At 71.5% G+C, this 18670-nt stretch carries 16 protein-coding genes; 8 read left to right on the top strand and 8 right to left on the bottom strand.

Annotation, left to right across the window (positions count from 1 at the left end):
* Positions 1-20 precede the first annotated feature (20 nt).
* Both ACIP2X_RS32935 and ACIP2X_RS32930 read left to right on the top strand, forming a co-directional pair.
* Positions 21-476 carry an NUDIX hydrolase gene (locus tag ACIP2X_RS32935; RefSeq protein ID WP_401680310.1) on the top strand — a complete coding sequence of 152 codons (456 nt, stop codon included), beginning with the start codon at positions 21-23 and terminating at the stop codon, positions 474-476.
* A 158-nt stretch (positions 477-634) separates the two neighbouring features.
* The gene (locus tag ACIP2X_RS32930; protein WP_401680307.1) at positions 635-1810 is read left to right on the top strand and encodes a serine hydrolase domain-containing protein; all 1176 of its coding nucleotides are present in this window, start codon (positions 635-637) and stop codon (positions 1808-1810) included.
* 95 nt (positions 1811-1905) lie between these two features.
* On the opposite strand, the gene ACIP2X_RS32925 is transcribed toward ACIP2X_RS32930, so the two are convergent.
* Both ACIP2X_RS32925 and pepN read right to left on the bottom strand, forming a co-directional pair.
* Complete coding sequence (locus ACIP2X_RS32925) at positions 1906-2955, bottom strand: hypothetical protein (protein ID WP_401680304.1); 1050 nt, start codon at positions 2953-2955, stop codon at positions 1906-1908.
* 213 nt (positions 2956-3168) lie between these two features.
* Entirely contained in the window at positions 3169-5748 is a 2580-nt protein-coding gene (gene pepN / locus ACIP2X_RS32920) for an aminopeptidase N (RefSeq protein WP_401680301.1), read from the bottom strand.
* Between the two features lie 164 nt (positions 5749-5912).
* Here pepN and ACIP2X_RS32915 point away from each other — a divergent pair, with 164 nt between their 5' ends.
* Entirely contained in the window at positions 5913-6548 is a 636-nt protein-coding gene (locus tag ACIP2X_RS32915; RefSeq protein WP_401680298.1) for a DsbA family protein, read from the top strand.
* Here the strand turns inward: ACIP2X_RS32915 and ACIP2X_RS32910 are convergent.
* From ACIP2X_RS32910 to ACIP2X_RS32900, 3 genes are all read right to left on the bottom strand, one after another.
* Positions 6545-6796, bottom strand: coding sequence for a hypothetical protein (locus ACIP2X_RS32910; protein ID WP_401680295.1), 252 nt, complete (start codon positions 6794-6796; stop codon positions 6545-6547). The genes ACIP2X_RS32915 and ACIP2X_RS32910 overlap by 4 nt on opposite strands.
* A gap of 132 nt (positions 6797-6928) precedes the next feature.
* A complete protein-coding gene (locus tag ACIP2X_RS32905) occupies positions 6929-7570 on the bottom strand; it encodes a superoxide dismutase (protein ID WP_401680293.1) in 642 nt (213 codons plus the stop codon).
* 104 nt (positions 7571-7674) lie between these two features.
* The gene (locus ACIP2X_RS32900; protein WP_401680291.1) at positions 7675-9054 is read right to left on the bottom strand and encodes an amino acid permease; all 1380 of its coding nucleotides are present in this window, start codon (positions 9052-9054) and stop codon (positions 7675-7677) included.
* A gap of 308 nt (positions 9055-9362) precedes the next feature.
* Between ACIP2X_RS32900 and ACIP2X_RS32895 the strand changes: the two genes are divergently transcribed.
* A complete protein-coding gene (locus ACIP2X_RS32895; protein ID WP_401680288.1) occupies positions 9363-9986 on the top strand; it encodes a biotin transporter BioY in 624 nt (207 codons plus the stop codon).
* A gap of 106 nt (positions 9987-10092) precedes the next feature.
* Here the strand turns inward: ACIP2X_RS32895 and ACIP2X_RS32890 are convergent, their stop codons facing one another.
* A complete protein-coding gene (locus ACIP2X_RS32890) occupies positions 10093-10803 on the bottom strand; it encodes a hypothetical protein (RefSeq protein WP_401680285.1) in 711 nt (236 codons plus the stop codon).
* Between the two features lie 211 nt (positions 10804-11014).
* Between ACIP2X_RS32890 and ACIP2X_RS32885 the strand changes: the two genes are divergently transcribed.
* Positions 11015-12628 carry a protein kinase gene (locus ACIP2X_RS32885; RefSeq protein WP_401681225.1) on the top strand — a complete coding sequence of 538 codons (1614 nt, stop codon included), beginning with the start codon at positions 11015-11017 and terminating at the stop codon, positions 12626-12628.
* Between the two features lie 38 nt (positions 12629-12666).
* Here the strand turns inward: ACIP2X_RS32885 and ACIP2X_RS32880 are convergent, their stop codons facing one another.
* Complete coding sequence (locus tag ACIP2X_RS32880) at positions 12667-14154, bottom strand: amino acid permease (RefSeq protein WP_401680282.1); 1488 nt, start codon at positions 14152-14154, stop codon at positions 12667-12669.
* Between the two features lie 206 nt (positions 14155-14360).
* Between ACIP2X_RS32880 and ACIP2X_RS32875 the strand changes: the two genes are divergently transcribed.
* Together ACIP2X_RS32875 and ACIP2X_RS32870 are read left to right on the top strand one after the other, a co-directional pair.
* Positions 14361-14849, top strand: a complete 489-nt coding sequence (locus tag ACIP2X_RS32875; RefSeq protein ID WP_401680279.1) for a ribose-5-phosphate isomerase — start codon at positions 14361-14363, stop codon at positions 14847-14849.
* A 95-nt stretch (positions 14850-14944) separates the two neighbouring features.
* Positions 14945-15754 (top strand): Fpg/Nei family DNA glycosylase, encoded by an 810-nt coding sequence (locus ACIP2X_RS32870; RefSeq protein ID WP_401680277.1) that lies wholly within the window; start codon positions 14945-14947, stop codon positions 15752-15754.
* A gap of 16 nt (positions 15755-15770) precedes the next feature.
* Here the strand turns inward: ACIP2X_RS32870 and ACIP2X_RS32865 are convergent, their stop codons facing one another.
* Positions 15771-17024, bottom strand: a complete 1254-nt coding sequence (locus ACIP2X_RS32865; RefSeq protein WP_401680274.1) for a GNAT family N-acetyltransferase — start codon at positions 17022-17024, stop codon at positions 15771-15773.
* Positions 17025-17197: 173 nt separating this feature from the next.
* Here ACIP2X_RS32865 and ACIP2X_RS32860 point away from each other — a divergent pair, with 173 nt between their 5' ends.
* Positions 17198-18379: a PP2C family protein-serine/threonine phosphatase gene (locus tag ACIP2X_RS32860; protein ID WP_401680271.1), complete on the top strand. Its 1182-nt coding sequence runs from the start codon at positions 17198-17200 to the stop codon at positions 18377-18379.
* Positions 18380-18670: the final 291 nt, after the last annotated feature.

Below are 18670 nucleotides of genomic sequence, written 5' to 3'. Positions count from 1 at the left end.
GGGCGGGATAGCGTCCCCTCGTGCGCAAGAAGTTGAGGGTGGCGGCCTACGCCATATGCGTCCGCGACGGCCAGGTGCTGCTCGCCCGTTCCCCGGCACCCGACGGGACACCGGAGTGGGTGCTGCCCGGCGGCGGCATGGAGCACGGCGAGGACCCCTACGACACCGTCCGCCGGGAAGTGCGCGAGGAGACCGGCTACCGCATCGAGGTCACCGGCATCCTCGGCGTCCACTCCCTGCACCGCACCTTCCCGGGTCCCCGCTTCCGCCGGGCGACCGACCACCACGGCGTGCGCCTCGTGTACGAGGGGACGGTGGTCGGCGGCGAACTGCGGCACGAGATCGGCGGTTCCACCGACATGGCCGCCTGGCACGCGCTCGACGCCGTCCCCGCCCTGCGGCGTATCGGCCTGGTCGATCTGGGTCTGCGGCTGTGGCGGGAACGTCCGGCCGCGGGGCGCGTCGACCTGGGATAGGAGCGGGTCCCGGGGGCCGGCGTGGCCCTCGGGAGGGGAAAGGCCGAAACCCACTCAACCCGGACGCACTTCGGCAACCTTCACGGGGTGCTCATGGTTTCTTCCCCCGACTGTGCTGTGATCCGCGAAGGATCCGAGGGGATCAGATGGGGGAAGACATGAGCGTACGAGTGACCCTGGTGGCGGCGACGGCCGTGGCGCTGTCGGCGGCCCTGGCCGGCGCGGCCCTGGCGGCCCCCGGCGCCGGCCACGATGCCACCCGTGAGGCGCTGCGGGCCGCCGTGCGGGAGGGGGTGCCCGGTGTCACGGCGACGGTGAAGGACGGGCACCGCACATGGCGGGCGACCGAGGGCGTGGGCAACCTGCGCACCGGCGAGCCGCGTTCGGCGTCCGACCGGTACCGGGTGGGCAGCATCACCAAGACGTTCGTGGCGACGGTGATGCTCCAGCTGGAGGCGGAGGGCCGGCTGTCGCTGGACGACACGGTGCATAGGTGGCTGCCGGGCACGGTGCGGGGCAACGGCCACGACGGGCGGAAGATCACCCTCCGCCGGCTGCTGAACCACACCAGCGGTATCCACGACTACACCTCGGACGAGGAGTTCGGCCGTACGTACTTCCTGAAGGACGGCTTCTTCGCGCACCGCTACGACACGAAGAGGCCGGCCGAGCTGGTGGCGATCGCGATGGGGCACCGGCCCGAGTTCGCGCCGGGCACGTCCTGGGGCTACTCCAACACCAACTACGTCCTCGCCGGCATGGTGATCGAGAAGGCGACCGGACGTCCCTACGGCGCGGAGATCCGCGACCGGATCATCGAGCCGCTGCACCTGCACGCCACGTCGGTGCCGGGCACGCGGGCCGCGGTCCCGCAGCCCAGCAGCCGTGCCTACAGCAAGCTGGCGCCGACGACGACCGGGCCGACCTACGACGTCACGAGGCTGAACCCCTCCCTGGCCTACGCGGCCGGTGAGATGATCTCCGACTCCTCGGATCTGAACCGCTTCTACCGGGCGCTGCTCGGCGGCGAGCTGCTGCCGCCGCGGCAGCTGAAGGCCATGAAGACGACGGTGGAGATCGACGGCGCCCCGAACGACGGCTACGGACTCGGCCTGATGGAGCGGAGGCTGTCCTGCGGTGTCCGCGTCTGGGGCCACGGCGGCGGCATACACGGCTCGTCGTCCGAGGCCGTCACCACCCCCGACGCCCGGCACTCCCTCGCCCTCAACTTCAACGGCGACTGGGCGGGCGACACCGACGCGGTCGTCGAGGCGGAGTTCTGCGGCGACGCCCGCGGCGCGACGCGCCCCGGAACGCGCCTCGGGACGCGCTGACCCGCTCCGCCGCGCCCGGACATGAGGAGGGGCCGCCCGGCGTCGCCGCCGGACGGCCCCTCCCCTCCCCTCCTGATGCCGGCCCTGGTCCGTCACTACCGGGGCAGCACCACCACATACGCCGCCGGGTCCCGGTCCGCCGACGCCATCAGCGCCGTGCGCACGACCGTCGCCTGCTGCTCCCTCGCGTCCCGCAGCTTCCTGGGCGTGATGTACACGACCGTGATGCCCAGTCGCTCCAGGTGTTCACGCTTGCGGGCGTACTCCGACCACAGGGCGTCCTCCTCCTGCCGATCCCCCTGGCGGGGTGCCCGGGTGTCCAGCTCCACCGCCACGGCGTGCTCCGGCCAGTAGGCGTCCAGGCCCCCCAGGTGCGGCCCACCGGGCAGGCGCAGGTCGACGTTCCACACCGGGTCGGGCAGGCCGAACTCCCGGACCATGCGGTACAGCCGGTCCTCCGCCATCGCCCGCCCCTCCGCGAGCAGCGAGTCCACGGCGTCCACGACATGCGGGCGGCTCAGCAGCCTCGCCTGGTTCAACTCCCGTACGACCGCCGCCGGTTCGCAGTGGCCACCGCGCACCGCCTCGGTGAGCAGCCGCCGTACCGCGCCCGCGTCCGTGAGGTCGGCCACCGCGTCGGCCAGGGCCCGGGGCACCGGCGCGACCGGCAGGCCCGTGCGGTACTGCGGTGTGGGCAGCGCGGAGGTGCGCGACAGGCGGGCGCAGCCCGTCGAACGCAGCCGGCGCAGCCGGGGGACCAGCACGTCGATGTGGTCCAGGGAGGGCAGTGGGGGGACGGCGGCGAAGCCGTGCAGGTTGAGCGCGGCGAGACCGGTGATCATCGCCTCCGGGTACGGCGGGCGTTGCTCGTCGTCGGCGCCGGGCTGGACCGGCACCCCGGGGGAGGGCTCGCGGGCCGCGTACATCAGCACCGCGTGCAGCCGCTCCTCGCTGGTCGGCGGGCCGGGGTGCAGCAGGTAGACGCCGGGGAGGAGTTCCTGCCAGGGGCCGCCGGACTTGCACTGCTCGTTGGTCTCGGCGGTGGAGACGCCGTGCGCCCGCAGCTGAGCGGTCGTCATGACACGGCGCCGGCCGTCGGACAGGTGGTGCAGGGGGCGGGGGGAGAGCGGGGTGTTGTGGTTCATGCCCCGGAGATTCCCGTGCCTGATCCGCCCGTTAACCGCTGTTACACGGCCGTCGACAAATCCCGACAAGCTCGCACTAAAGGACGCATGTTCGGATGCCGAGAAGGCGACGAAAACCCCTGGTCCGTTCGGGTGCGGACCAGGGGTTACGGCTGTTCTTGCCTGAATTTCGTAACGGTGACCAACGGCCCAAGCTCAGGCCAAAGCTACTGGTCAGCCGCCCGCCGCCGTGTCGCACGCCTGTGCCCGCAGGGCCCGTGCCAGGTCGTCCCGCGCCTCCAGGACCAGGCGGCGCAGGGCCGGGGCGGCGTCCTCGTGGGCGGCCAGCCAGGCGTCCGCGGCCGCCAGCGTCTCCTCGCTCGCGCGCAGCCCGGGGAACATGCCCCGCACCACGTGCATCGCGATCTGGATCGACCGCTCCTGCCACACCCGCTCGATCACCGCGAAGTACTTGTCGGCGTAGGGCTCCAGCAGGTCGCGCCGGGACGGCTGGGCGAAGCCCGCGATCGTCGCCTCGACGAGCGCGTTGGACAGCGCGTCCGACTCCACCACCTGCGCCCAGGCCTGCGCCTTGACCGCCGCCGAGGGGCGGGCGGCGAGGCAGCGGACCTGCCGTCGCCTGCCGGACGCGGTGTCGTCCCGGGCCAGCTCCGCGGCCAGCGCCTCCTCGTCGGCGGCCCCGTGCGCGGCCAGCGGCTCCAGGAACGCCCAGCGCAGCTCCTGGTCGACCACCAGCCCGTCGATCAGCTCCGTGCCGTCCAGCAGCCCCTGGAGCAGCCCGAGGTGCTCCCCGCCGGACGCCACCGACGCGTAGAAGCGCGCCCAGGCCAGCTGCTGCTCACTGCCGGGCGCGGCCGCCCGCAGCTCGCGCAGCGCGCCCTGCGCGAGCAGTTCCTCGCCGGTGGCCCGCCACTTCGGCGCCGCGTAGTGGATCAGCGCCGACTCCGCCCAGGCGTGCAGCATCTGCAGCACGCCGATGTCCGACTCGCGTCCGGCGAACCGCAGCACCAGGTCGGCGAAGTCCCGCGTGGGCAGCAGCGCGTCGCGGGTCATGTTCCACAGCGCCGACCAGCACAAGGCCCGGGCCAGCGGGTCGGTCAGCTCGCCCAGCGCCTCCTGGAGCGTGGCGAGCGAGGTCTCGTCGAAGCGGATCTTGCAGTAGGTGAGGTCGTCGTCGTTGACCAGGACCAGCTCCGGCGCCTCGGCGCCCACCGGCCCCGGCACGACGGTGCGCGGTCCGTCGACGTCCACCTCATGGCCGGCGTACCGCTCCAGCCTCCCGCCCGCCGTACGCCGGTACAGCCCGATCCGTACCCGGTGCGGGCGCAGCTGGGGGTGCGACTCGGGTGCCTCCTGCACCACCGCCAGCTCCGCGACGCGGCCCTGCGCGTCCAGCAGCACCTGCGGGGTGAGGGAGTTGACGCCGGCGGTCTGGAGCCAGGCCCGCGACCAGGCGGCCATGTCCCGCCCGCTGGTCTCCTCCAGGATGGACAGCAGATCGCCGAGGCGCGTGTTGCCGTAGGCGTGCCGCTTGAAGTAGCGCCGCGCGCCCTCCAGGAACGCCTCCTCGCCGACGTACGCCATGAGCTGCTTGAGGACGCTGGCGCCCTTGGCGTACGTGATGCCGTCGAAGTTCAGCTTCGCGTCCTGAAGGTCGCGGATGTCGGCGGTCACGGGGTGCGTGGAGGGGAGCTGGTCGGCGCGGTAGGCCCAGGACTTGCGGCGGTTGGCGAAGGCGATCCAGCCGTCGGTGAAGCGGGTGGCGCGGACCAGCGAGAAGGAGCCCATGAAGTCGGCGAACGACTCCTTCAGCCACAGGTCGTCCCACCACTCCATGGTGACCAGGTCGCCGAACCACATGTGCGCCATCTCGTGCAGGATCACCGTGGCCCGGTGCTCGTACGAGGTCTGCGTGACCTTCCCGCGGAAGAGGTACTCCTCCTGGAAGGTCACGAGGCCCGGGTTCTCCATCCCGCCGAGGTTGTACTCGGGCACGAAGGCCTGGTCGTACTTCCCGAACGGGTACGGGTAGTCGAAGTGGTCGTGGAAGAAGTCCAGGCCCTGCTTGGTGATCCGGAAGATCTCGTCGGTGTCGAAGTAGGGCGCCAGGCCCTTGCGGCACAGCGCGCCGAGCGGGATCTCCAGCGCCGTGCCGTCCTCGAACTCGCGTGTGTAGGAGTCCGTGACGTAGTGGTAGGGCCCCGCCGTGATGCACGTGATGTACGTGGCGATCGGCTTGGTCTCGGCGAACCGCCAGACGCCGTCGGCGAGTTGCCCGGCACCGTTGCTCCACACGGTCCAGCCCTCCGGCGCCCGCACCTCGAAGCGGAAGGGCGCCTTGAGGTCGGGCTGCTCGAAGCCGGCGAAGACCCGGCGGGCGTCGGCGGGCTCGTACTGGGTGTACAGGTACACCTCGCCGTCCTCCGGGTCGACGAAGCGGTGCAGGCCCTCGCCGGTACGGGAGTAGGCGCACAGCGCGTCGACGATCAGCTCGTTGTCGGCGGCGAGGTCCTCCAGCTGGATCCGGGAGCCGTCGAAGACCTCGCTGGGGTCGAGGTCCCGGCCGTTCAGCGAGACCGCGGTGACGTGCGGCGCGATCAGGTCCGCGAAGCTCGCCGCGCCCGGCTCGGCGCAGCGGAACCTGATCGTGGTGACCGAGCGGAAGGTCCGCGGCCCGTCGCCGGACGCCTCGCCGAGCGCGGAGCGCACGTCGAGCGACACGTCGTACCCGTCGACCGACAGCAGGGCGGCCCGCTCCCGGGCCTCGTCGCGGGTCAGATTCTCACCGGGCACGGGCGGCTCTCCCTCGGATTCGTCGGACGCGGGTTCGTCGGACGTCGCTGAACAGCACCGATCCTCCCATGCGGTGCTGACCGGGGGCAGCCGGGAATGGTCCGGGGCGCGGCGGTGTTCGTGCAGGAGTTCCCCGGGAGATTCACTTCCTCATGAGGAGAGACATGTCGGACAAAACGCCCGTCGACTTCTGGTTCGATCCGCTGTGCCCCTGGGCCTGGATGACCTCCCGGTGGGTGCTGGAGGTGGAGAAGGTCCGCGACATCGAGGTCCGCTGGCACCTGATGAGCCTCGCCGTGCTGAACGAGGACAAGGAAGACCTGCCGGAGGAGTACCGCGAGATGCTCACCACCAAGGCGTGGGGGCCGGTACGCGTGGTCATCGCGGCGCGGCAGGAGCACGGCCCCGAGGTGCTCGGCGACCTCTACACCGCGCTCGGCACCCGCATCCACAACCAGGGGCAGGGCCCGGAGAAGGAGGCGGTCGCCGCCGCCCTCAAGGAGGTGGGCCTGCCCGACTCCCTGATGGAGCACTGGGACGCCACCCCCTACGAGCCCGAGTTGCGCGCCTCGCACCAGGAGGGCATCGACAAGGTCGGCCAGGAGGTCGGCACGCCCGTGATCGCGGTCCCCGGCCCCGGTGGCGAGGAGGTCGCCTTCTTCGGGCCGGTCGTCACCCCCGCCCCCCAGGGCGAGGAGGCCGCCCGCCTCTGGGACGGCACCCTCGCCGTGGCCTCGGTGCCGGGCTTCTACGAGCTCAAGCGCACCCGCACCAAGGGCCCGGACTTCAGCAACCTCTAGGTTTTCCGGGGGTCGGCGGGCTCGGGCGGCATCTTGCGGGGCGGACGCAGCGGTCGCCACGAGTGTCCGGTGCGGATGTTGCGGCAGTCCCGCTCGGTGCTGACGCAGACCCAGTAATGGTCCACGTACGCGCGGGGCGGGAGGCCTTCGAGTTCTCGGATCATGTCGCGTTCACGGTCGTCCTTGACCTGCCGGTGCGGCTGGTCGGTCCCGCAGGTCCAGCAGGGCAGGGTCCTCTCCATCGGCATCCCGCCACGATGACCCGGAACGCCGGCTACCGAAAGCCCCCGCGAGTCACGTCCTCGCGGGGGCTTCCGTCCATCCGCCTGCCGACGTGAAAGGTGAGAAGACGATCACGAGGCAGGACGATCAGCGGGGCCTCAGGGGGCCAGCAGCAGGACGTCCGCGCGGGAGCGGGCAGCCTCGTAGCGCCTGGCCACGTCCTGCCAGTTGACGACCTTCCACATCGCCTCGACGAAATCGGCCTTCTGGTTCTTGTACTGCAGGTAGAAGGCGTGCTCCCAGGCGTCGAAGACAAGGATCGGCGTGGCGCCCTGGCCGACGTTGCCCTGGTGGTCGTAGACCTGCTCGACGATCAGCCGGCCGCTCAGCGGCTCGTGGGCGAGGACGCCCCAGCCGGAACCCTGGGTCGTGGCCGCCGCCTTGGACAGCTGCGCCTTGAAGTGCGCGAAGGAGCCGAAGGACTCGGTGATCGCGACCGCCAGTTCGCCGACGCCGTCCGTCTCCAGGGGCTCGCCGCCACCGTCTCCGGTCATGTTGTGCCAGTAGATCGAGTGCAGGATGTGTCCGGAGAGGTGGAAGGCGAGGCTCTTCTCCAGGCCGTTGATCGAGCCCCACGACTCCTTGTCTCGCGCCTCGGCGAGCTGCTCCAGCGTGTCGTTCGCGCCCTTCACGTACGCCGCGTGGTGCTTGTCGTGGTGCAGCTCGATGATCTCCGGGCTGATCACGGGGGAGAGTGCGGAGTAGTCGTACGGCAGTTCAGGCAGCGTGTAGACGGGCATCAGGGGTCCCCTCCGACCTCTTATTGCAACTAACTTGCAACTACAACCTAGCAAGAAGAAGGCCCCCACGCGTGCACGTGGGGGCCTTTCGGGGTGCCGTGGCGTCAGCGCCGGGCGCGCGCCCGCTGCCGGCCGTAGCCGATCGCCGCCAGCGCGAGCGTCATGGCGCCCGTCGAGTAGAGCTGCACCCGGGTGTCCGGCTCCCGGGCCATCAGGACGAAGATCGCCGCCATGCCCGCCAGCGCCACCCAGGTCAGCACCGGGAACGCCCACATCCGCACGACGAGCTTCCCCGGCGCCTCCCGCTCCAGCCGGCGGCGCAGCCGCAGCTGCGAGACGGCGATGAAGATCCAGACGACCAGGATCACCGCGCCGATCATGTTCAGCAGCCAGGGGAAGACGTCGTCCGGCCGCCAGTAGCTGAGCACCACGCACACGAAGCCGAAGACGCAGGACGCCAGCACCGCGATCCGCGGCACCCCGCCGGACACCCGGCCCAGCGCCTTCGGCCCCTGGCCCCGTCGCACCAGCGAGTAGCCGATGCGCGAGGCGCCGTAGATGTTGGCGTTCATCGCGCTCAGCAGCGCCACCAGTACGACCACGTTCATCAGTTGCCCGGCGCCCGGGATGCCGAGCCGGTCCAGGGTGGCGACGTACGGGCCGCTCTCCACGACCTCCTGGGAGTCCCACGGCACGAGGGTGACGACGATCGCCATCGAGCCGACGTAGAACAGCGCGATACGCCACATCGCCGTGCGGACCGCGCTCGCCACGCCCTTGACCGGGTCCTCCGATTCGGCCGCCGCGATGGTGACCGTCTCCAGGCCGCCGTACGCGAACACCGAGGCGAGCAGGCCGATCACCAGCCCCTCACCGCCGCCCGGCATGAAGTCGGTCAGGTTGCTGGTGCCGGGGGAGTCGGTGCCGGGCAGGACGCCCGCGATCGCCAGCACCCCGAGCACCAGGAACAGCGTGATCGCGCCGACCTTCAGCGCCGCGAACCAGAACTCGAACTCGCCGAAGTTCTTCACGGCCGCGAGGTTCGCGCCGCAGAACACCAGCATGAACAGGGCCACCCACGCCCACTCCGGCGTGCCCGGCAGCCAGCCGCTGACGATCTTCGCTGCGCCGATGCCCTCCAGTCCGACGGCCGTGCACAGCAGGATCCAGAACGCCCAGCCCGCGGTGAAACCGGCCCACGGCCCGATCGCCCGCTCGGCATGGGCGGAGAAGGAGCCCGACGACGGATGGGCCGCCGACATCTCGCCCAGCATCCGCATCACCAGCATCACCAGGAGGCCGGAGATGACATAGGCGACGACGATCGAGGGACCGGCGGCGGCGATACCCGCGCCGGAGCCGACGAACAGGCCGGCGCCGATCACGCCGCCCAGGGCGATCATCGACAGGTGTCGCTGCTTGAGTCCGTGGGACAGGGACGCGTCCGCCTCGGGCGGAGCCTGAACGGGGGTGGTGCGGGACATGGGCGCGGCTCGTCCAGTACGTGAGGGGATAAGGGGGACAATCACACGGAGTGTAAAGGCCGGGTCAGTACTTCCCCCGGGGCCGCCCATTTGGCGAGACCCTACAGAGCCACCCCCAGGCCCGATCCGTGAGCCACAGGGCTTCACCTCAGTGACCGGTATCACGCCGCCGCACGTGTAATCACCACTCTTTGTAAGGAGCCCACCACCGGCATGCGCGTCCCTTTGTGGGGCGGTGACGGTGGTGGCACCCGGTGCCCTGGGTTAGCGTCACGGTGTCCCGAACCGCCCTCACTCGCGGAGTCCCCATGAGCAGCGCTGCCGCCGCCCCCGCCCGCCCGGGCCAGGTCCTCGCCGACCTGATCCCCCTGCCCAAGCTGTCGGCCTCGGCCGGGCAGGGCGGTGTCTCCACCCGCGTCCGCGATGTCGCGCTCCTCGTCGGTGGCGCCGTGCTCACCGGGCTCGCCGCCCAGATCGCCGTGCCGATCCCGGGCAGCCCGGTGCCGGTCACCGGTCAGACCTTCGCCGCGCTGCTCGTCGGCACCGCGCTCGGCGCCGGCCGCGGCTTCCTCTCGCTCGCGCTGTACGCGCTCGCCGGGGTGGCCGGGATGCCGTGGTTCGCGGAGGGCGGCTCCGGCGCGGCCGCCCCGTCCTTCGGTTATGTCATCGGCCTGCTGCTGGCCGCCACCGTCGTGGGCGCGCTCGCCCGCCGCGGTGCCGACCGCTCGCCGTGGCGTACGGCGGGCGCGATGCTGCTGGGCGAGGCGATCATCTACGCCGTCGGCGTCCCGTACCTGGCCTTCGCCACCGGCATGTCCGCCTCCGCCGCGATCGCGGCCGGTCTCACGCCGTTCCTGATCGGCGACGCCCTGAAGGCGGCCCTCGCGATGGGCCTGCTCCCGACCGCCTGGAAGCTCATCGACAGGCACTGATTCCCCACGGCGCGGGGCCGGGAGGGCGACACCCCGCCTTCCCGGCCCCGCACGTTTCCCTGTTGCCGGGCCCGGGGTCGCCGGGCCCGGTTTTTTTGTGTGGGTGTCAGGTGGGGCGGTGGGGGGTGCGTCGTAGGCCTGCGGCGCCTGCTGCGATCAGTGTGGCGCCGGCCGCGGCGAGTGGAAGGAGGTCACGGGCCGGGCCGGTCTTGGGCAGTTCGTCGCCGGCCGGTGCCACCGGCTTGTTGTCGGTGCCGAGCAGCAGGGGGGTGGCCGGGGCGTTCGGTGACGGATTCGTCGTGCCGAACGGGACCGGCCCCTGCTGCCAGAACGTCGTGCCGCCGTCGCTGCTCTGGACGGGCAGACAGATCTTCCCGGTGCTGTCCAGGTCGTAGGTCGCGTCGACGTCGTACGACTTCGACGCACCCGCCGCCAGATCGTCCAGCGCGCAGGCGAAACCGCTGTTGGAACCCTCCGGCAGATCGCCGCGCGAAATCGCGGAGCAGCCCTCGACATTCGTGACCGTCAGCCCGTCGAAACCGACGACCAGAAGCCTGATCGGACCGCTGTCCCGCGTCCCCCCGTTCTTCACCGTGGCGGTGATCTCCGTTTCCTCCGCATCGTTGCGCACCGAGATCCTCTCGGGCAGCAGCGTGGTCAGTTCCACCCCCGCGGGCGCCTTGTCCACGGCCTTTCCCCCTTTGTCGCTTCCCGGCCCCTGGTCGTCCGCCCCGGCCGTGCCGGAAAGGATCAGCACGGCCGAAAAGGATGCCGCTGCCAGTGATCCGGTGATGGTCGCCCTACGACGTGAACGCATGTTCGTCCCCCTTGCCTGCGCCTGAATTCGCAGTACTTGAAGAGGTACCACAAGATTTCTCCGCACTATGCTGGTACGGCCCGACGTGTGACTGTTGGTGCATGGTTGAGGGGGGTGCGGCAAATTGCCGGGAAATACGCGAAGTTCCGGTGTTCCGGGGTTACTGGTGGCAGGGCGCTATCGGTTGGCCGAAAGCATCGGGCAGGGGGGAATGGGGCGGGTGTGGCGTGCCGCCGACGAAATGCTCGACCGGCCGGTCGCCGTCAAGGAAATGCGCATCGACGGCCTGGACGCCGAGGACGCCCGCACCCGCCGCGAACGCACGCTGCGCGAGGCGCGGGCCACCGCCCGTATCGACCATCCCCACGTCGTCCGGGTCTACGACGTCGTGGACGAGGGCGAACGCCTGTGGATCGTCATGGAGTTGGTGGCCGGGCGCTCCCTGGAACGGATCATGGCCGAGGACGGACCGCTCGGTCCCGGCGAGGCGGCGCGGATCGGGCTCGGGCTGGTGGAGGCGCTGCGCGAGGTGCACGCGCGCGGGGTGCTGCACCGGGACATCAAGCCGGGCAACGTCCTCGTCGAGGCGGCCGGCCGCCGGGTCGTGCTCACCGACTTCGGCATCGCGGCGATCCAGGACGCCAAAGCGCTGACCATGGCCGGGATGCTGGTCGGCTCGCCCGACTACATGGCCCCCGAGCGGATCTCCGGGCGTCCGCAGGGGCCACCGTCGGACGTCTGGTCGCTCGGGGCGACGCTGTCGGCGGCACTGGCGGGTCAGTCCCCCTTCTCCCGTGACACGACGCTGGCGACACTCCACGCGGTGCTCTACGAGGAGCCCGAACTCCCCCCTTCCGCAGGTCCGTTGGCGGAGGTGCTGGGCGCGCTGCTGCGCAAGGAGCCGGAGGTCCGGCCGGGCCTGGACGCGCTGGAGGCGGCGCTGCGCGAGGTGGCGCCGGGGCCCACGCCGACCCTCGTGGTGGCGGAACCGGTGCCGTCGCGGGAGCCGGCGCCGGCGTCGGCGGAGCCCCCGCCTTCCGACCGGACCCGGCCGGCAGGCGGCGTCTCCCTGGCGCGGTCGCAGGCCGTGACCGAGCGGCGCCCGGCGTCCGGCGCGGCGGGGGCACCGCCGGGCGGCGAACCGCCGGGACCCGCGATGCCGTCAGGGCCTCCTGGACGCCGTACGACGCGGACGGCGGTGGCCGCGGCGGCCGGTGTCCTCACGGCCGCCGTGGTGGCCGGGATCGTCTGGGCGACGACGGCGCGGGCGCCGGACGGCACCCGGGCGGACGGCAGGCCGTCGGTGTCGGCGCCGGCCGGCTCCTCCGGCACCGGGGCGGCCGACCCCTCCGACGCCGCCTCCCCCTCACCCACGGTCGCCGGCACGTCCCGGCCGCCGAGTCCGGCCCCGGGCGCCCGCGTGGAGGCCGGCGGGTACGCGTGGGTCACGCCCGAGGGCTGGCGGCGGGACGTGAAGACGGGAGCGGAGGTGCACTACACCGCACCCGAGGGCACCCAGGAACTGGTCGCCAAGTCCTCGCTGGCCCGGGGCGACCTCATGGACAGCTGGCGCACCTCGGAACGCAACGCCCACCAGGGGCGGGACTACCGCAAGATCCGGCTGGAGCAGACCACGTTCCGCGGCCATCCTGCGGTGGTCTGGGAGTACACCTTCACGCTGGAGGGCGTCCCCTGGCACGCCCGGCTGCTGGGCTTCGACGCGCGGGGGAAGTCGTACCAGATCAACACCTGGTACCAGCCGGCCGTGGAGGACGGCGCGCTCGCGGTCTACGAGGACGTGAAAAAGAGCTTCACGCCGCTGTGAGGGGGCACGCGGCGTGAAGCTCTTCGAAGGGGCGGTGCCTAGTCGCGCACCTCGGCGGGCCGCGGGTCGGCCTCGACGCCCTCGACCACCTTGCGCGAGCCGAACCGCTGCCGGACCACGGCGGCGGCGAGCACCAGCGCGGCGACGAGCAGCGACAGCAGCACGGTCTTGCGCCCGTCGTGTTCGGTGTCGGTCAGCATGTAGCCGAGCACGAAGACGATCAGCGCGGCGGTGGCCCAGGTCAGGTACGGGTACAGCCACATCCGCACGACCAGCTTCTCGGGGGCCTCGCGCTGGATGATCTTGCGCATCCGCAGCTGGGAGAAGCAGATCACCAGCCAGACGAACAGGGCGACGGCACCGGAGGAGTTGACCAGGAAGAGGAAGACCGAGTCCGGGAACTTGTAGTTGAAGAACACGGCCACGAAACCGAAGACGACGGAGACGAGGATCGCCGTCCGCGGCACACCCCGGCCGGTCGTCCGGGCGAAGGACTTGGGCGCGTCACCGCGCCGGCCGAGCGAGAAGGCCATGCGGGAGGCGGTGTAGAGGCCGGAGTTGAGGCAGGACAGCACCGAGGTCAGCACGATGAAGTTCATGATCTGACCGGCCTGCGGGATGCCGAGGGAGTTGAGCGCCGCGACGTACGAGCCCTCGTCGGCGATGGACTTGCTGTCCCACGGGAGCAGGGTCACCACGACGAAGATCGAACCGAGGTAGAAGACGGCGACACGCCAGATGATGCTGTTGGTGGCCTTGGTGACGGCCTGCTGCGGGTTCTCGGACTCGCCGGCGGCCAGGGTGGCGATCTCGCTGCCCATGAAGGAGAAGACGACGAGCAGCACACCGGTGAGGATCGCGCCTGGTCCGTTGGGCAGGAAGCCGCCGTGCCCGGTCAGGTTCGCCAGTCCGGCCTGGTCGCTGTCCACGCCCGGGAGCAGGCCGAAGACGGCCAGTCCGCCGATGACGATGAACGCGGCGATCGCGACGACCTTGATGCCCGCGAACCAGAATTCGAACTCACCGTACGAACCGACGGAGACGAGGTTGGTGGCGGTCAGCACCACCATGACGATCAGGGCCCAGGCCCACTGCGGGACGGCCGGGATCCAGCCCTCCAGGATCACCGCGCCGGCGGTCGCCTCGACCGCCAGGACGACCACCCAGAAGAACCAGTACAGCCAGCCGATGGAGAACCCGGCCCAGCTGCCGAGCGCGCGGTCGGCGTGCGCGGAGAACGAGCCCGAGGTCGGGTTGGCCGCCGACATCTCACCGAGCATGCGCATCACCAGCACCACGAGCGTGCCGACGAGAGCGTAGGAGAGAAGGATGCCGGGACCGGCGGTGGCGATACCGGAGGAGGACCCCACGAAGAGTCCGGCGCCGATGACGCCGCCAATGGCGATCATCGACAGGTGACGGTTCTTGAGCCCTGCCTGGAGACCTGATCCGGAACCGGGATCGCCGGTTCCGCCGTGGCCTCCGGGGCCGCTTCCGGCCTTCGTCAGGGTCGGCTGCGAAGTCATGGGACGGATTTCCTTTGCGCCGGGTGAGCAATTCCCCGTACGAGCGGCGTACGAGTCGGACCAGTGAATCTGAGGTGAACGAATTCTTGAACCTTTGATTCCGGATCGTTACTTGAGGATTTCCTGAGGTTCGGTGGCGTTGCTCACATTTTTCGGTCCCGCCACCCGGCCCTGCTGCCCCGCCCGGCGCATGTCACACTCGTCCCATGCGCGTGTATCTCGGCTCCGACCATGCCGGTTTCGAACTGAAGAACCACCTCGTCGAGTGGCTCAAGGCGGCCGGCCATGAGCCCGTCGACTGCGGCCCTCACGTCTACGACGCCCAGGACGACTACCCGCCGTTCTGCCTCCGCGCCGCCGAGCGCACCGTCGCCGACCCCGGCGCCCTCGGCATCGTGATCGGCGGCTCGGGCAACGGCGAGCAGATCGCCGCGAACAAGGTCAAGGGCGTCCGCGCCGTGCTCGCCTGGAGCGAGGAGACGGCGTCGCTCGGCCGCGAGCACAACGACGCCAACGTGGTCTCCATCGGCGCCCGCATGCACTCGCGGGAGGAGGCGACGAAGCTCGCCGAGACGTTCCTGAACACGCCGTTCACCGGTGAGGAGCGCCACGCCCGCCGCATCGCGATGCTCGCCGCGTACGAGGACACGCATGAGCTCCCGCCGATCCCGGCACACCACCCGCAGCAGGACTGACGCAGCAGGCCTCAGCCGAAGACGGCAGGCAGCAGGCAGCGGGCGGTAGGCAGCAGGACGGGATCGCCCCCAGGGGCTGGAAGGAACCGCGGACCGTGCCAGAGGGGCACACGATTCACCGGCTGGCGCACGACTACGCCGCCCGCTTCTCCGGCACGGCCCCCCGGGTCACCAGCCCCCAGGGCAAGTTCTCCGACGCCGCGGACCTCCTGGACGGGGCGGTCCTGACGGCCACCGAGGCCCACGGCAAGCACCTCTTCCTGCGCTTCCGTGCCGCCGACTGGGTCCACATCCACCTGGGCCTGTTCGGCAAGGTCGCCTTCGGCGACGCCCCGGCCCCGCCGCCCACCGACACCGTCCGCCTGCGCCTCGCGGGCGCCACCGGGTACGTCGACCTGCGCGGGCCGACCACCTGCGCCCTCGTCACCGACGAGGAGAAGCGTGCGATACACGACCGTCTCGGCCCCGACCCGCTCCGCGACGACGCCGACCCCGACGCCGCCTACCGGCGGATCTCCCGCAGCCGCAGCACGATCGCCGCCCTCCTCATGGACCAGAAGGTCATCGCGGGAGTCGGCAACGTCTACCGCGCCGAGGTGCTCTTCCGGCACCGGATCGACCCGTACCGCGCGGGACGGGACATCACGCCCGCCGAGTGGGACGCGATCTGGAGCGACCTCGCCGACCTGATGCGCGAGGGCGTGCGCAACAACCGCATCGACACGGTCCGCCCCGAGCACACCCCCGAGGCCATGGGCCGCCCGCCCCGCGTCGACGACCACGGCGGAGAGGTCTACGTCTACCGCCGGGACCGGCGGCCCTGCCACATCTGCGGCGAGGAGATCCGCACCGCCGGCCTCGCCGCCCGCAACCTCTTCTGGTGCCCCGGCTGCCAGCGCGGTTGATCCGGGCCCCGGGCGCTCAGAAACCGTGCGGCAGCCAGGGCGCCACGGTGCTCCCGAACCCCACCGCGGCCTCCGCGAGCGCCCCGGTCCGAAGCTCACGCACCCGCCCGGCCGCCGCCAGCGCGCCGAGGCTCACCCCACCGAGATACGCGGCCCCCAGTTCCCGTACCGACAGGGCGAGGTCGGCCGCGTCGGTCGTCCGCGCACACGACGCGCCCTTGGCGTCACCCGACAGCCGCCAGCGCCCCTCGTTCCAGGGGCAGAAGTCGTCCGCCACCTCGAACACGACGTCCACCGGCGTCCGATACGTACGGGCCGCCAGCGCCGCCCCGACGTCCACCAGCCGCAGGTAGAGCGCGTCCCGCGAGCGCGTGCGGCACCGCCGCAGGTCGGACACCTGGTACTGCCAGCCCTCGTCGGCCGGCCGCCCCCGCACGGACAGCGTCGTCGTCAGGTCGATCCCGAACAGGAACCGCCACAGCGCGCCCTCCGTCGCCGGATCGAGGCCCGCCAGGCCCTGCAGCATTACCGTGCCGTCGTGCCCGGCCTCCCCCCACCCGAGCTTGACCCGGTACCGCGCGTACCCCGTGACCTCGCCGTCCCGCTCGGCGACGACACACTGCAAGGGCGACGCCCCGTCCCGCTCGCTCTCCGGGTCCAGCACCCCCAGCCGCTCCCACCCGGGCGGCCGCGCCAGCATCCCGGGCCGCGACGGCACCAGCCGTGCGTAGACCGACTCGCACACGTCGAGGACGTCGGCGGGCGCCGCGTACCGCAGCCGTACGTCATCGGCGGCGGCCGGCACCGACAGTCGTACCCGGACGGTGTCGATCTCCGCGCCGAGCCCGAAGGTCGCGGCGCCGTACCCGAACCGGCCGTAGATCGCCGGCTCGGACGCGGTGAGCGCCGCCAGCGGCTCGCCCCAGGACCGTACGTCGTCCAACTGCCGCCGCATCATGGACGTCAGCACACCGCGGCGGCGGTGCGTGGCCGCCACCGCGACCATCGTCACGCCCGCCGTGGGCACCGAGGCCCCGCCGGGCACGGTCAGCCCGAACGAGAACGCCCCCGCCGTCCCCACGCAGGCGCCGTCCTCCCAAACACCCAGCGAACGGCCGGTCTCGGTGAGCGCGTTCCACAGCTCCTGCTCCTCGGGGGACTCCGGCACCCCGCCGAAGGCGCGGATCAGCGTGTCGTACCAGCGATCCCAGTCGTCCGGACGCAGCACTCGCGGCCCGGTGTCCGCACCGGGCAGGAAGTCGGTTGCCATGGGGCCATGCCTACCAGGGCGCCGCCGGACCGGCGAGGGAATTTCTCCCGACTTCACCGGGAGGGGGGCGGGCCGGCCCCCGGTGAAGTTCACTGTGGAGTCGAGCCCCGGACGGGGGACAAGCAGGACCTCCCGTGCCAAGCGGCTGGTCCGATGGATAGGGTCCCGAACTAATGGCAGCAGGACGAGAGCCGCTCACGGCGGCCGAGACGTTCACGGCCCGGTTGAAGATGCGCTGGCACCGGGTCCGCGTCGGCCTGCGCAGAAGCGCCGTCGACTACTTCCGCGGCGACGGTTCCGACTGGGTCGCGCTGGCCGGTCTGCTGCTCACCATTCCCCTCATCACCGCCGGTACGCTCGCCAACTCGGTGTGGTGCTCACCGGCCGTCCTGGTCCTGCCGATCGTCGCCGGGGGCCTGCTGCTGCGCCCGGCCAGCCTGCTCGGCCTGTACGCGGCGGCCGCCACCGCCCTCATCGTGGAGTCGATACAGCTCGGCCCCTACACGGAGGGCCCCTCGCGGGTGACGCCCGGGGTCGTCCTCGTCGTCGCGGCGTGCGGCTTCTTCGGCCTGCTGATCGCCCAGTTCCGCAGCCGCGTCGGCGTGCCCTGGCGGCGCGGCGGCACGATGCTGTTCGACCTGCGCGAACGCATCCGGGTGCAGAGCAAGCTGCCCAAGCTGCCGCAGGGCTGGCACCGTGAGATGGCGCTGCGGCCGGCGGGCGGCCAGTCCTTCTCGGGCGACTTCGTGGTGGCGGCGCGCACCAACGGCGGCCGCACCCTGGAGGTCGTCCTCACCGACGTCTCCGGCAAGGGCATGGACGCCGGCTCGCGCGCCCTGCTGCTCTCGGGCGCCTTCGGCGGTCTGCTCGGCAGCCTGCCCCCGCACGCCTTCCTCCCCGCCGCGAACGGCTATCTGCTGCGCCAGGACTGGCAGGAGGGCTTCGCCACCTCCATCCACCTCGTCCTCGACCTCGACACCGGCGACTACGAGCTGTACTCCGCGGGCCATCCGCCCGGCCTGCAACTCAGCGCGGGCAGCGGCCGCTGGGAGGAGAAGGCCGCCGAGGGTCCGCTGCTGGGGGTCTACGACGGCGCCCAGTTCGACCCCGTGAAGGGCTCGCTGCGGGCGGGCGACGTGCTGATGCTCTTCACCGACGGCCTGGTCGAGACCTCCGACCGCGACATCGTCGAAGGCATCGACCGCCTCACCGGCGAGGCCGACCGCTATGTCTCCGCCGGCTTCCAGGGTGCCGCCTGGCATCTCATCGAGGCGGTAGCGAAGGACGTCAACGACGACCGCGCCCTCCTGCTGATCTGCCGCGAGGGCCCGACGGCCCAGTCCGCCGCCCACTGACCGCCCGCTCCCGCGGTGGGTCATGGCTTTGTGCCTCCTCTGTAACTGCCGTCTCCTCTCGATTGCGTGAGCGATCGGGGGGTTGGTAGAGATGAGATACGTACGATGGGACGACGGACAACCAGGACACGGATGGGGGAGCGAGTTCGGTATGAAGTTCGACATGGGTGCGCAGACGCTGTCGTCGCTGATGCGCGATTCGCGGGGTTCGAGCGATGATCTGGGGACGTTGATCCGGCAGTTGGTGCAGGCGGCGCAGCCGTTGGAGGGGAAGTTCAACGGTACGGGTCG

Origin of the sequence: Streptomyces sp. NPDC089424, from assembly GCF_044749345.1 — a bacterium.
Lineage (GTDB): Bacteria > Actinomycetota > Actinomycetes > Streptomycetales > Streptomycetaceae > Streptomyces.
Note: the sequence above shows the minus strand (reverse complement) of the source record. Positions and strands in the feature narration are given on the sequence as shown.

Excerpts from the sequence above, each read along its gene's own strand:
- ACIP2X_RS32930 (WP_401680307.1), top strand. The coding sequence starts at position 635 with ATGAGCGTACGAGTGACCCTGGTGGCGGCGACGGCCGTGGCGCTGTCG.
- ACIP2X_RS32925 (WP_401680304.1), bottom strand. The coding sequence starts at position 2,955 with ATGAACCACAACACCCCGCTCTCCCCCCGCCCCCTGCACCACCTGTCC.
- ACIP2X_RS32915 (WP_401680298.1), top strand. The coding sequence starts at position 5,913 with ATGTCGGACAAAACGCCCGTCGACTTCTGGTTCGATCCGCTGTGCCCC.
- ACIP2X_RS32910 (WP_401680295.1), bottom strand. The coding sequence starts at position 6,796 with ATGCCGATGGAGAGGACCCTGCCCTGCTGGACCTGCGGGACCGACCAG.
- ACIP2X_RS32905 (WP_401680293.1), bottom strand. The coding sequence starts at position 7,570 with ATGCCCGTCTACACGCTGCCTGAACTGCCGTACGACTACTCCGCACTC.
- ACIP2X_RS32900 (WP_401680291.1), bottom strand. The coding sequence starts at position 9,054 with ATGTCCCGCACCACCCCCGTTCAGGCTCCGCCCGAGGCGGACGCGTCC.
- ACIP2X_RS32895 (WP_401680288.1), top strand. The coding sequence starts at position 9,363 with ATGAGCAGCGCTGCCGCCGCCCCCGCCCGCCCGGGCCAGGTCCTCGCC.
- ACIP2X_RS32890 (WP_401680285.1), bottom strand. The coding sequence starts at position 10,803 with ATGCGTTCACGTCGTAGGGCGACCATCACCGGATCACTGGCAGCGGCA.
- ACIP2X_RS32885 (WP_401681225.1), top strand. The coding sequence starts at position 11,015 with ATGGGGCGGGTGTGGCGTGCCGCCGACGAAATGCTCGACCGGCCGGTC.
- ACIP2X_RS32880 (WP_401680282.1), bottom strand. The coding sequence starts at position 14,154 with ATGACTTCGCAGCCGACCCTGACGAAGGCCGGAAGCGGCCCCGGAGGC.
- ACIP2X_RS32875 (WP_401680279.1), top strand. The coding sequence starts at position 14,361 with ATGCGCGTGTATCTCGGCTCCGACCATGCCGGTTTCGAACTGAAGAAC.
- ACIP2X_RS32865 (WP_401680274.1), bottom strand. The coding sequence starts at position 17,024 with ATGGCAACCGACTTCCTGCCCGGTGCGGACACCGGGCCGCGAGTGCTG.
- ACIP2X_RS32860 (WP_401680271.1), top strand. The coding sequence starts at position 17,198 with ATGGCAGCAGGACGAGAGCCGCTCACGGCGGCCGAGACGTTCACGGCC.